At 64.4% G+C, this 12894-nt stretch carries 11 protein-coding genes and 1 pseudogene; 6 read left to right on the top strand and 6 right to left on the bottom strand.

All coding sequences use genetic code 11. The features are described from left to right. Nucleotides 1–97 precede the first annotated feature (97 nt). The 3 genes and pseudogenes from MESS2_RS07925 to MESS2_RS07915 all read right to left on the bottom strand — a co-directional run bounded on the left by MESS2_RS07925 (nt 98) and on the right by MESS2_RS07915 (nt 3527). Entirely contained in the window at nt 98–493 is a 396-nt protein-coding gene (locus MESS2_RS07925) for an AGROH133_08824 family phage infection protein (protein WP_008873649.1), read from the bottom strand. Nucleotides 494–591: 98 nt separating this feature from the next. Further along, nucleotides 592–1304 (bottom strand): annotated as a pseudogene (locus MESS2_RS07920) (aspartate/glutamate racemase family protein). Nucleotides 1305–1343: 39 nt separating this feature from the next. After that, entirely contained in the window at nt 1344–3527 is a 2184-nt protein-coding gene (locus MESS2_RS07915; RefSeq protein WP_008873648.1) for a primosomal protein N', read from the bottom strand. An 89-nt stretch (nt 3528–3616) separates the two neighbouring features. Between MESS2_RS07915 and fsa the strand changes: the two genes are divergently transcribed. Continuing rightward, entirely contained in the window at nt 3617–4273 is a 657-nt protein-coding gene (fsa, locus tag MESS2_RS07910; RefSeq protein WP_008873647.1) for a fructose-6-phosphate aldolase, read from the top strand. A gap of 85 nt (nt 4274–4358) precedes the next feature. Here fsa and lptE read toward each other — a convergent pair whose 3' ends face one another. Further along, nucleotides 4359–4946, bottom strand: coding sequence for an LPS assembly lipoprotein LptE (gene lptE, locus MESS2_RS07905; protein WP_008873646.1), 588 nt, complete (start codon nt 4944–4946; stop codon nt 4359–4361). After that, nucleotides 4933–7575, bottom strand: coding sequence for a leucine--tRNA ligase (leuS, locus tag MESS2_RS07900; protein ID WP_008873645.1), 2643 nt, complete (start codon nt 7573–7575; stop codon nt 4933–4935). The genes lptE and leuS overlap by 14 nt, the downstream gene beginning before the upstream one ends. Nucleotides 7576–7721: 146 nt before the next feature. Here leuS and MESS2_RS07895 point away from each other — a divergent pair, with 146 nt between their 5' ends. The 3 genes from MESS2_RS07895 to MESS2_RS07885 all read left to right on the top strand — a co-directional run bounded on the left by MESS2_RS07895 (nt 7722) and on the right by MESS2_RS07885 (nt 10140). Continuing rightward, nucleotides 7722–8384, top strand: coding sequence for a YggS family pyridoxal phosphate-dependent enzyme (locus MESS2_RS07895; RefSeq protein WP_008873644.1), 663 nt, complete (start codon nt 7722–7724; stop codon nt 8382–8384). A 105-nt stretch (nt 8385–8489) separates the two neighbouring features. Then, on the top strand, nt 8490–8879 hold the full coding sequence (locus MESS2_RS07890) for a hypothetical protein (RefSeq protein WP_008873643.1): 390 nt from the start codon (nt 8490–8492) through the stop codon (nt 8877–8879). Nucleotides 8880–9090: 211 nt separating this feature from the next. Further along, nucleotides 9091–10140 (top strand): aldo/keto reductase, encoded by a 1050-nt coding sequence (locus tag MESS2_RS07885; RefSeq protein ID WP_040592503.1) that lies wholly within the window; start codon nt 9091–9093, stop codon nt 10138–10140. A gap of 63 nt (nt 10141–10203) precedes the next feature. On the opposite strand, the gene MESS2_RS07880 is transcribed toward MESS2_RS07885, so the two are convergent. Then, nucleotides 10204–11109, bottom strand: a complete 906-nt coding sequence (locus MESS2_RS07880) for a LysR family transcriptional regulator (protein WP_008873641.1) — start codon at nt 11107–11109, stop codon at nt 10204–10206. Between the two features lie 120 nt (nt 11110–11229). Here MESS2_RS07880 and MESS2_RS07875 point away from each other — a divergent pair, with 120 nt between their 5' ends. Both MESS2_RS07875 and MESS2_RS07870 read left to right on the top strand, forming a co-directional pair. Next, on the top strand, nt 11230–12408 hold the full coding sequence (locus tag MESS2_RS07875; RefSeq protein WP_008873640.1) for an MFS transporter: 1179 nt from the start codon (nt 11230–11232) through the stop codon (nt 12406–12408). 50 nt (nt 12409–12458) lie between these two features. Continuing rightward, nucleotides 12459–12894, top strand: a 436-nt coding sequence (locus MESS2_RS07870; RefSeq protein WP_040592501.1) for an aldo/keto reductase, incomplete at its 3' end; no start/stop codon positions are given.

The raw sequence follows: 12894 nt of genomic DNA, 5'->3' as shown, positions 1-12894 counted from the left end.
TTTTAAGACCGCAATGCGTCCTTCCGCATGGTTTTCAGGCACTATTGTCGCATCCGGCGGCCGAGTTCACCTGAAGCCCTCGGATTAGCCTTTGGATTCAGGGCAAAAAGCCGAAGGCGAAGGCAAGCGGCAGAGCCGCCAGCACCAACTCCACCCCGATGGAAACCCAGTTGAAAGGCGTGTTGGCGCCGTCCGACATCATCGACAGCAACCGGCCGAACGCGGTGAACAGCCAGGAGAAGCCGAGCGCCATGTAGAGCAGCGGCTGCGCCAGGAGGATGCAGCTCAGGCTGACGCCGAGATAGAAGCCCGACATGCGGCCGCGCCCTTCCGCGATCGCCGCCGCCTTCTCGGGCTTGACCTGCAGCCTGAGAATCCGGAAGGCCAGCCCCGGCGCCAGGAACAGCAGCAGGCCGAGCAGCAAGGTCACGACGGCGCTCGACCATGCCAGCCACTCGCCCTGGCTCATCGGCCACGGAAACGCAAATTCCATCCCTTGTCCCCTCGTAAATGGCTATTGCGAAATTTCGGGCATTCTAGCGGAGGAAAAGCCGCGCGCCAGATGGTGGCCGGCACTTTAGGAAAAGCGCATCAAGAGAGCGCGAATGCCACCGCCGCCTCGGCATGGATCCGCGTCGTATCGAACACCGGAATGTCGAAATCCGGCTGGCCGATCAGCATGGTGATCTCGGTGCAGCCCATGATGACGCCATCGATCTTTTCGTCACGCCGTAGGTGGGCGATTTCGTCGATATAGGCCGTCTTTGATTCGGTGCTGACGATGATTCGGTGCTGACGATGCCCTGGCAGAGCTCGTCGTAGATCACCCGATGAACCATATCCCGCCCGGCCTGATCCGGCACTACGGGTTGCAGCCCATACTTCTCGATGAGCCTGCCCTTGTAGAAGTCCTGTTCCATGGTGAAGCGAGTCGCCAGCAAAGCCGGGCGGTTGACGCCGCCGCGGCCGACCGCGAAAGCCGTGGCGTCGGCGATGTGGATGAGCGGGATCGACACCGCCGCCTGCACCTGATCGGCCAGCTTGTGCATGGTGTTGGTACAGATCACCAGTCCCTCCGCACCACCCGCCTCAAGCTTGCGCGCGGCTTCCACGAGAAGCGCACCAGCACCTTCCCAGTCACCTCCATGCTGCCGCTCCGCGATCTCGGCAAAGTCGAAAGACCATAGGAGCAATTTCGCCGAATGCAGCCCACCAAGCCGCTCGCGCACGATCTCGTTGAGCAGGCGATAGTAGATGGCGGTCGATTCCCAGCTCATGCCGCCGAGCAGGCCAAGGGTTTTCATAAGGACTGTAAGAAGGCCAAAGGCGACGAATAGTCCGCCTCACAAAAAGCTCTGTGGGTCGATATCGACCTGCACCCGGACCGAGCCGCGTTGTTTCGGCCCGTCCGCCAGCATGGCGCGGATGAAGCCTTGCATGTCGGCGCGCCGCTCGCCTTGGATCAGCAGCCGAAAGCGATGACGCCCGCCGAGCAATGACAGCGGCGCCTCGGCCGGTCCCAGCACGAACAGATCGGCGGCCTCAGGTGCTGCACGGCGCAGGCCCCTGGCATGGCCCTCGGCTTCCGCCCGCGTCACCGCGCTGACGATGACGCCGGCGAGCCGGCCGAACGGTGGCAATGCCGCCCGCTCGCGCTCGGCGATCTCGCGCTCATAAAAAGCCTCGGCGTCACCGGAGACGATCGCCCGCATCACCGGATGATCGGGCTGGAAAGTCTGCAGCAGGCCAAGGCTCTTCTTGCCGGTGCGGCCGGCGCGGCCGGTCACCTGGCTCAGCAGTTGGAAAGTGCGCTCGGCGGCGCGCGGATCGCCATTGGCAAGGCCGAGATCGGCGTCGACCACCCCGACCAGCGTCATGTCGGGGAAATTATGCCCCTTGGCGACGAGCTGCGTGCCGATGACGATGTCGGCCTCGCCATTGGCGATGGCTTCGAGTTCGAGCCTGAGCCGCCGCACCCCGCCCATCAGGTCGGATGAGAGCACGATGATGCGGGCGTCGGGAAAATGCGTCACCACCTCCTCGGCGATGCGCTCGACGCCCGGCCCGCACGCCACCAGATGATCGAGCGTGCCGCATTCGGGACAGGCTTCCAGGCGCTTCTCATTGTGCCCGCAATGGTGGCAGACGAGCTGGCCGCGAAAGCGGTGCTCGACCAGCCAGGCCGAGCAGACCGGACAGCCGAAGCGATGGCCACAGACCCGGCACAGCGTCAGCGGCGCATAGCCGCGCCGGTTGAGGAACAGCAGCGACTGCTCCTTCCTCTCCAGCGTCTGGCGCATATGGCCAAGCAGCAGCGGCGACAGGAAGCCGCCACGCGCCGGCGGCGCGCGCCGCATGTCGATCGTCTTCAGGTCGGGAAGGGCCGCCTCGGCGAAGCGCGCCGCAAGCACCGCTCTGCTGTAGCGGCCTTGGCTCGCATTAACCCGGCTCTCCACCGACGGCGTCGCCGAGGCAAGCACGACGGGGAAGCCGCCAATATGGCCGCGCACCACCGCCATATCGCGGGCATTGTAGAAGACGCGATCCTCCTGCTTGTAGGCAGGGTCGTGCTCCTCGTCGACGACGATCAGGCCGAGCTCCTTGAACGGCAGGAACAGCGCCGAACGCGCCCCGGCGACGACACGCACGCCGCCCTCAGCCACTTGCCGCCAGACACGTTCGCGCATCCTTGGCGGCAGGTCCGAATGCCATTCCGCCGGCTTGGCGCCGAACCGCTCCTGGAAGCGTTCGAGAAAGGCATGTGTCAGCGCGATCTCCGGCAAAAGGATCAGCACCTGCTTGCCCCGGTCGAGCGCGGCGGCCACCGCCTCGAAATAGACCTCCGTCTTGCCGGACCCGGTCACGCCGTCGAGCAAAGTGACACCGAATGCGCCGGCCGCGACATTGGCGCGCAGCAGGGCGGCCGCATCGCTCTGGTCAGGCATCAGCGAAGGCCGGGCATAGTCCGGGTCGGGTGCTGCGACCACCGGCCGCGGGGGGATCATGACGGTCTCGAACACGCCTTGCGCCCTCAGCCCGTCGATCACGGTCGACGACACACCGGCCGCGTGCGCCAGGCCGGATCGCGTCCAGGCAAGCCCGCCTTCGGCTGTCTCCAGCACACGCATGCGCGCATCCGTCATGCGGTCGGGCATGGCCAAGGTGCGTTGCAGTCCCTCGATCCACGGTTCCGGATCGAAGGCTTCCGGCGCCCTGAGCAGCATGCGCGCCACCATGCCGGGCGCCGACAGCGTGTATTGCGCCAGCCAGTCGACGAAGCGGCGCATCGTGTGGTCGATCGGCGGACAGTCGAAGACCTGCTCGATCGGGCGCAATTTCTTCGCATCGACCTTTTCCACGGCGCCGTCCCAGACGATGCCGGCGACCTGGCGCGGGCCGAGTGGCACGCGCACGATCGAACCCGGCACCACGCGCATGCCAATGGGCACGGCATAGGTGTAGGGCCGCTCGGCCGGCATCGGCACCAGCACCGGTGCGGCCGCGACAAGGGGCGAATCTTCCATCATGAGACGTGACCTTGCCCCGACTTTGGTCTAGAGCAAAGGCCGACCCCAAATGTGCATGGCATGCACATGAAAATCTTCAGGAGACCGCCATGAAATTTTTTGTCGACACCGCCGATGTCAAGGAAATCCGTGAGCTGAACGATCTGGGGCTGCTCGACGGCGTCACCACCAACCCATCGCTGATCCTCAAATCCGGCGGCAAGATCGCCGACGTCACGAAGCAGATCTGCGATATCGTCAAGGGCCCGGTCTCGGCCGAAGTCGTCGCCACCGAATACAACGACATGATGGCGGAGGCCAGGATCCTGGCCAAGATCGCCGACAATGTCTGCATCAAGGTGCCGCTGACGCTGGACGGGCTGAAGGCCTGCAAGACGATCCGCACCGAGATGAACCGCATGGTCAACGTCACGCTCTGCTTCTCCGCTAACCAGGCGCTGCTCGCCGCCAAGGCCGGCGCCTCCTTCATCTCGCCCTTCGTCGGTCGCATTGACGACACCGGTTCGGACGGCATGGAGCTGATCCAGGAGATCCGGCAGATCTACGACAATTACGATTACCCGACCGAGATCCTGACGGCTTCGGTGCGCTCCGTGAACCACGTCAAGCAGGCAGCGCTCATCGGCGCCGACGTCATCACCGCGCCGCCGGCGACGCTGAAGGCGCTGGTCAAGCACCCGCTGACCGACAAGGGGCTGGAGCTCTTCCTGGCCGATTGGGCAAAGACCGGCCAGAAGATCGGCTGAGGCAAAGCATCCCATTTTCGAAAAAAGGCCGAGCAATCGGCCTTTTTTCATGTGTCGGCAATAGCCGGAAGCTTTGGGTCTCAGTCTAACCCGCCACTGCCTTTCCATGCTTGACCAGATCCTGGGCGATCGACAGCCGCAGCAGATCGGCCAGTTCGCGCGCCGCGCGATTCTCGGCGTCGATCTGCGCCCTGTAGGAGGCGAACTCCTGGCGCGGCCTGTCGAAGGACGACGCGATCGAGCGCTTGCCGGTGGCGATCGCCGTTCCGGTCTTGGCGTCGGTCAGCACATAGTTCGCGGTCAGTGTCACCGTGCCTGCCGTCGGCTCGTCCTCGTCGGTCTGGATCTGCACGATAGCAGCGGATTCGACGAGTTCGGTGACGCTGAGATCGACCGAATAGACCGGCGAAGCCGGCTCTCCCGCGCCCTGGCCGAGCGCGAAGATCAGATTGTTGCGGACCTGCTGGGCGTAGCGGGTCTTGACCGGCTTGATCGAAATCGATGCCAGTTCAGTGGCGGCGCCGACTTGCGAGCCGGCGATGAGCGGCGCGCTCGAATAGAGCGGGCGCACCGTGCAGGCCGAAAGCAGCGCAGCCGAGACGACCAGGCCGCAAAGTGCCGCACGGCGCAGCAAACGCGTCACATCTGTCTTTTCCGGATCAGGCAACGACATTGACGATCCTCTGCGGCACGATGATCACCTTGCGGGGTGCCTTACCTTCGAGCGCTTTCTGCACGAAGTCGAGAGCCAGAACCGCTTTTTCGACCGCACCTTGGTCCGCGTCGCGGGCAATTGTCAAATCGCCGCGTTTCTTGCCGTTGACCTGGACCGGCAGCACGATCTCGCTGTCGACGACAAGCGCCGGATCATAGCCCGGCCAGGGCCGTTCGGCGACGAGGTCGGTGCCGCCAAGTGTCTGCCAGCATTCCTCGGCCAGATGCGGCATGACCGGCGCGATCAGGTGCACGATGATGTCGACGGCCTGGCGGCAGGCGCCTTTCAGCGCCGGATCGGCCTTGCCTTCCGCCACCTCGTTGAGCGGCACGGTCAACGCATTGGCAAGCTCGTAGATGCGGGCGATGGCGCGGTTGAAGGCGAGCTTTTCAATGTCCTCGCCGACAGATTTCAACGCCTTGTGCGCGGCCTTGGAAACGCCTCCGGCTTCTCCCTCTTTCGCGGCCGCCGGCTTGACCCCGGCGAGCGATTCGGCAGCGGTCGACACCAGGCGCCAGATGCGCTGGACGAAACGATGCGCGCCGGCCGCGCCGTCGTCGGTCCATTCGACATCGCGCTCGGGCGGCGAATCCGACAGCATGAACCAGCGCGCGGTGTCGGCGCCGTAGCCGTCGGTGATCTCTTCCGGGCTCACCGTGTTCTTCTTCGACTTCGACATCTTTTCCAGCGGGCCGATAACGGCCTCTTCGCCGGTTGATATCTCGATGGCGCGGCGTTTGCCGTCGACGTCCTCGATCCTGACTTCGCTCGGCGACAGCCAGCGCCCATTGGTCGAGGCACCGCCGACGCGGTAGGTCTCGTGCACCACCATGCCTTGCGTGAACAGGCCCTTGAACGGTTCGGCCAGATCGAGATGACCGGTCTCGCGCATGGCGCGGGTGAAGAAGCGCGAATAAAGCAGATGCAGGATCGCATGCTCGATGCCGCCAATATACTGGTCGACCGCCAGCCATTCATTGGCCGCCTTCGGCTCGGTCGGCTCGTTCGCCCAGGGCGCCGTAAAGCGCACGAAATACCAGGACGAATCGACAAACGTGTCCATCGTGTCGGTCTCGCGCCGCGCCGGCTTGCCGCATTGCGGACAGTTGACGTGCCGCCAGGTCGGATGGCGGTCGAGCGGATTGCCCGGCCGGTCGAACTCGATGTCGTCAGGCAGCTTGACCGGCAAATCGGCCTTCGGCACCGGCACCACGCCGCAATCCTCGCAATGGATCATCGGGATCGGGCAGCCCCAATAGCGCTGGCGCGAAATGCCCCAGTCGCGCAGGCGGAAATTCACCTTGCGCTCGGCCATCGGCCGGTTGCCGATGGTTTTCTGCTCCAGCAGTCTCGCCACCTCGTCGAAAGCCTGATCCGGCTTCATGCCATCGAGGAAGCGCGAATTGATCATCACGCCGTCGCCGTCATAGGCTTCTTCGGTGATCTGGAACGTCTTCGCATCGGCATCTTCCGGCATCACCACCGGCACCACCGGCAGGCCGTATTTGTTGGCGAAGTCGAGGTCGCGCTGGTCGCCGGACGGGCAGCCGAAGATGGCGCCGGTGCCGTAATCCATCAGCACGAAATTGGCGACATAGACGGGCAGCGTCCAGCTCGCATCGAACGGATGGACGACACGGATGCCGGTATCGAAGCCCTTCTTCTCGGCGGTCTCCAGTGCTGCCACCGAGGTGCCGATATGACGGACCTCCTCGATGAACTTGGCCAGCGCCGGATTATCCTCGGCGGCCTTCTTCGCCAGCGGATGGTCGGCGGCGACCGCCATGAACGAGGCGCCGAAGATGGTGTCGGGCCGCGTCGTATAGACTTCCAGCTCATGTTCTCCGGCAATCATCTTGCCAAGATTTGGGGCAGCCAGCGGCCAGCGGATCAGCAGGCCTTCCGAACGGCCGATCCAGTTCTGCTGCATCAGCTTCACTTTTTCCGGCCATTCGCCCAGACGTTCCAGCGAATCCAGCAGATCCTGCGCATAGTCGGTGATCTTGAAGAACCACTGCGTCAGCTCGCGCTGTTCGACCAGCGCGCCCGAGCGCCAGCCGCGCCCGTCGATGACCTGCTCGTTGGCGAGCACCGTCATGTCCTCCGGGTCCCAGTTGACCTTGGAGGATTTGCGCGTCACCAGCCCCTTCTCGACGAAGTTGAGGAACAGCATCTGCTGACGATGGTAGTAGTCGACGTCGCAGGTGGCGAATTCGCGCGCCCAGTCCAGCGACAGGCCCATCATCTTGAGCTGCTCGCGCATGGCGGCGATATTCTGATAGGTCCATTCCTTGGGATGGACCTTGTTCTGCATGGCCGCATTCTCGGCCGGCATGCCGAAGGCGTCCCAGCCCATCGGGTGCAGCACGTTGAAGCCCTTGGCCCGCTTGTAGCGCGCCACCACGTCGCCCATCGTGTAATTGCGGGTGTGGCCGATATGGATCTTCCCCGACGGATAGGGGAACATCTCCAGCACATAATATTTCGGGCGCGGGTCGTCATTGTCAGCTTCGAACAGCTTCTTGGCGTCCCAGGCCTTCTGCCATTTGGGCTCTGACGCGCGCGGATTGTATCGTTCGGTTGCCATCGGATGTTTTTCACTTAAAAGCAGGCACGAAGCCGCCGGACAATGGCCGGCGGCCAGGAAAATGTCGTCGCGGTGTTCACCATGGATTGCCGGACCCGTCAACTGCGGCGATCCGGCGAGCATGAAAAGACAGGCAGGATATAGGCATGGCGAGCCCCGTCGAACAGTTTTTCGCGGTCAAGGCGAAGATCGCCGCCGCCGAGCGCGAGGCCGGTCGTGACGCCGGCGTCGTCACGCTGGTCGCGGTATCGAAAACCTTCGACGCCGCCGACATCCGCCCGGTCATCGAGGCCGGCCAGCGCATCTTCGGCGAAAACCGCGTGCAGGAGGCGCAGGCCAAATGGCCGGCGCTGAAGGCGGCCTTCCCCGATATCGAGCTGCATCTGATCGGCCCGCTGCAATCGAACAAAGCCAGGGAAGCGGTCGCGTTGTTCGACGTCATCGAGACGGTCGATCGCGAGAAGATCGCCGCCGAGCTTACCAAGGAAATCTCCCGGCAGGGCCGCGAGCCGAAGCTTTACGTCCAGGTCAACACCGGTTCCGAACCGCAAAAGGCCGGCATCGAACCGCGCGAGGCCGTCGCCTTCGTCACCCGTTGCCGTAAGGTCCATGGCCTCGCCATCGAAGGCCTGATGTGCATCCCGCCGGCCGACGAGAATCCGGGCCCGCATTTCGCGCTGCTGGAAAAGCTCGCCCGCGAGGCCGGCGTCGAAAAGCTGTCGATGGGCATGTCGGGCGATTACGAAACAGCGATCGCTTTTGGCGCGACCAGCGTCAGGGTCGGCTCGGCGATCTTCGGAGCCAGATAGCCGCGTCATAGCACCGCATTGCGATGCCTAGGTCGAGCCCTAGCTCCAGTGGAGAACCTGAGCGACCGTCATGGCCGTTCCTTTGCGATGTCGAAGGAGGGCATCATGGGCAATGTTCCCCATAACCGCTATGTCTCCGATGGGCTGCATCCGCACGTCTATCTTGCAATGATCGGGCTTGCCGGATGGTATGCGCTGTCCGCCTGGGCTGGATTTGGCGACGGCGGCTACACCGATTACCTTCTCGTCGTCATGACCGGATTCCTGATCGTCTCGGCAGCGCTTCCGGCCGTTGCCGGATATGTCTGGCATCGCCATCGCCGTTGGACACCCGAGACCGCCGGCAGATTCGAGGACTGGATGGCCGGCGAATTCGATCTCGGGCAAGGCAACCGCGTAGCCGCCAAAAACGCGCTGATCGAAATTCTTCTGCCGCTTGCCGCTGTCGCCTTCGGCATGACCGCTTTCGCGATCGTGGCGCTGTTTGCCGGTTGAGGCAACGTCCCATCTGCCACGCTTCGGAATCCCTTGGGCCAGAGGTTGGAAACGAAACGTATCGTTCCTATTTCCAATGCATGTCGCCCAAAAGCGTGCCGCGGTTTTGGGCACCGACATGCAAAGAAACAAATTTCCTAATGCGCCCCGCGTGAATCCCACACACGCGACGCACTTCAAGCGCCATCACCAAATCCTCTGGAGCCGCATCATGCGCTACAATCAGCTTGGAAATACGGGGATGTTCGTCTCCGAACTGTGCCTCGGCACCATGACCTTCGGCGCCGCCGGCGAAAATGCCCAATGGGGCCTGATCGCCAGCCTCGATCAAAAGGGCGTCAACGAGATCGTCTCTCGCTCAATCGCCGCCGGCGTCAACTTCTTCGATACGGCGGATGTCTATTCCTTTGGCGCATCGGAACAGCTTCTCGGCCAGTCGCTCAGGGACCTCGGCGTCGTCAGGTCGGACGTGATCGTCGCCACCAAGGTGCACGGCACCATGGGCGACGGGCCGAACCAGCGCGGCTCCTCGCGCGGCCATATCATGGATTCGGTCGATGCCAGCCTCGAGCGGCTGCAGCTCGACCATATCGATCTCTACCAGCTGCACGGCACCGACGCGGTGACGCCGATCGACGAGACGCTTCGGGCGCTCGACGATCTCGTTGCCAGCGGCAAGGTCCGCTATGTCGGCGTTTCCAACTGGCAGGCCTGGCGCATCGCCAAGGCCCTGGGCATCGCTGAGCGCAAGGGCTTTGCCCGCTTCGAGACGGTGCAATCCTATTACTCGATCGCCGGCCGCGACCTCGAGCGCGAGATCGTGCCGCTCATCAACGAGGAAAAGCTCGGGCTGATGGTCTGGTCGCCAATGGCAGGCGGCCTGCTCTCCGGCAAATACGGGCCCGGCGCGCCTGGCAATGGCGAGGGCCGCCGCGCTTCCTTCAACTTCCCGCCGGTCAACGAGGACCGTGCCTGGGCGGCGGTTGCCGTCATGCGCGAGGTCGCCAAAAAGCACGGCGTCAGCGTCGCCACCGTGGCACTCGGCTATGTCCTGGCCAAACCCTTCGTGATGAGCGTCATCATCGGTGCCAGCCGCATGGAGCAGCTCGAACAGAACCTTGCCGCCACCGAACTGAAGCTCGACGCCGACGATCTTGCCAGGCTCGATGAAGTCAGCGCGCTGCCGGCCGAATATCCCGGCTGGATGCTGGAGCGGCAGGGGGTGGGTCGGCGGCCCGCGCCTTTCGTGCCGAAGGCCTAGCAGGCGGCATCCGGTCCCCTTTTGGAAAGCCGCGCGTCCTCCGGGCGCGCGGCTTTTCTTCCATCAGAGCCGCACGCTCTCGACTAGAAAATCGAGAAAAGCCCGCACCCTGGCCGGCAGATGCTTGCCCTGGCCGACATAGACGGCGTGCGTCGGCTCCTCGTCGCCCGGGTTGAATTTTTCCAACAGCGGCACGAGACGGCCAGCGGCAATGTCGGGCGCGACATGCCAGCGGGCCAGCCGGGCAATGCCCGCCCCGGCGAGTGCCGTCAGCCGCATCGCCTCGCCGTCGCTGACGACCGCATTTCCAGCGATCGGAACGATGAAGGCCGCACCGGCCGGATCGACGAAGGACCAGCCGTCGATATGCCGCGCGAAGCCGAAGGCAAGTCGGTTGTGACGATCGAGGTCGGCCGGCACGCGCGGCGTGCCGCGCAGTTCGAGATAGGACGGGGCCGCAACCACCACCATCCGGCTCTGGCCGAGCTTGCGCGCCACCAGCCGTGACTCGCCAAGCGGCCCGGCGCGGATAGCGACATCGGCGCGCTCCTCCATCAGGTCGATGACGCTGTCGGTCAGGACCGTGTCGACCGAAATCTCCGGATAGCGTTCGAGGAAGCGCGGCAGCAGCGGGATCAGCCGGTGCTGGCCGAACGGCACATAACTGTTGATCCTGAGCAGGCCGCGGGGTGCTGCCCCTGCCGCCGCCTCGCGCTCTGCCGCCGCCATGTCGGCCAGGATGCGCACGCCGCTGTCGTGGAAAGCGACGCCCTCCGGGGTGAGCTGCAACCGGCGTGTCGAGCGGCTGACGAGCCGTGCGCCGAGCCGCGCCTCCAGCCGCGCGATCAGTTTGCTCACCGCCGATGGCGTCATCCGCAGCGCCCGTGCCGCCGCCGAAAAGCTGCCGGCCTCGACAACACGAACGAACACTTCGATCTCGCCGGAACGGTTGACATCTGGTCTGGCCATTCGTGATTCTATTTCACAGAAACTATGCCAGAAGCAAGTCTGGTTCACAGTTCGCCGCAACACGATCTTCGGTCGGGACGCGGGGAAACAGCGTCCTTTGCCGCGAACAGGATGACCGCCATGCCTCTTGCTCTCTACGCCCTCGCTGCCGGCGCCTTCGGCATCGGCGTCACCGAATTCGTCATCATGGGCCTGCTGCTCGACGTCAGCAAAGATCTCGGTGTGTCGATCTCGGCCGCCGGTCAGTTGATTTCGGGCTATGCGCTGGGCGTTGTCGTCGGCGCGCCGCTTTTGACCATCGCCACCGGAAGCTGGCCGCGCAAGACCGTGCTTTTGGCGCTGATGGCGATCTTCACGCTGGGCAATCTGGCCTGTGCGCTCGCCCCCGACTACTGGACGCTGATGGGCGCCCGCGTGATCACCGCCTTTGCCCATGGCACCTTCTTCGGCGTCGGCTCGGTCGTCGCGACCGGGCTGGTCGCGCCCAACAAGAAGGCGTCGGCGATTGCGCTGATGTTCACCGGCCTGACCATCGCCAACATCCTCGGTGTTCCCTTCGGCACCTGGCTCGGCCAGGCCTTCGGCTGGCGCGCGACCTTCCTTGCGGTGACGCTGGTCGGGGTCGCTGCCTTCGCCATTATTCTGCTTCTGGTGCCGCGCGCCGAGACCGCGCCCGAAAAGAGTGATCTGCGCGCCGATCTTGCCGTGCTTGGCCGCGCGCCCGTCCTGCTTGGCTTCGCCACCACCGTGCTCGGCTATGCCGGCGTCTTCGCCGTCTTCACCTATATCGCACCTCTGCTGACTGAGATCAGCGGCTTTTCGGAAGCCGCCGTGTCGCCGATCCTGCTCGTCTTCGGTGGCGGCCTGATCGCCGGCAATCTGCTGGGCGGCAAGGTCGCCGACCGCTGGCTGGTGCCGTCCGTTCTCGGCAGCCTCGTCGTGTTGGCGCTGGTGCTCGGCACGATGACCTTTGCCCTGCACAGCCAGACGATGGCCGTCATCTATGTCGGCCTGCTCGGCGCCGCCGCCTTCGCCACCGTGGCCCCACTGCAGATGTGGGTCCTGGAAAAGGCCGAAGGCGCCGGCCAGAGCCTGGCCTCGTCCTTCAACATCGCCGCCTTCAATCTCGGCAACGCCGCCGGCGCCTGGCTTGGCGGCGTGGTTATCGCCCATGGTCCCGGCCTCGACGCCGTCACCTGGGTCGCCGCCTTGCTGCCGCTTGCGGCGCTCGGCGTGGCTGCGCTGGCGCTGCGTCTTGATCGCCCGACGCTCGGCGAACCGGCAACCGCCTGCTCGTAAGCGAGTTCGATGAAATCCAGACCCCTCTTTGTCATCCTAGGAGAAAAAAGATGGAATATCGACGTCTTGGCGCCTCGGGCCTGAAGGTCCCGGCGCTCTCGTTCGGCGCGGGAACCTTTGGTGGTTCCGGCCCGCTCTTCGGCGCCTGGGGCAACAGCGACGCCAATGAAGCACGGCGGCTGATCGACATCTGCCTCGAGGCCGGCGTCAACCTGTTCGATACCGCCGACGTCTATTCGAACGGCGCTTCGGAGGAGGTGCTCGGCGCAGCGATCAAAGGCCGCCGCGACACCGTGCTGATCTCGACCAAGACCTCGCTGCCGATGGGCGACGGACCGGCTGACTACGGCTCGTCGCGTTCGCGGCTGATCAGATCCGTGGACGATGCGCTAAAACGTCTCGGCACCGACTATATCGACCTTCTGCAACTGCACGCCTTCGATGCCGGCACGCCGGTCGAGGAGGTGCTGTCGACACTGGACGACC

The organism is Mesorhizobium metallidurans STM 2683 (genome assembly GCF_000350085.1).
Lineage (GTDB): Bacteria > Pseudomonadota > Alphaproteobacteria > Rhizobiales > Rhizobiaceae > Mesorhizobium > Mesorhizobium metallidurans.
Note: the sequence above shows the minus strand (reverse complement) of the source record. Positions and strands in the feature narration are given on the sequence as shown.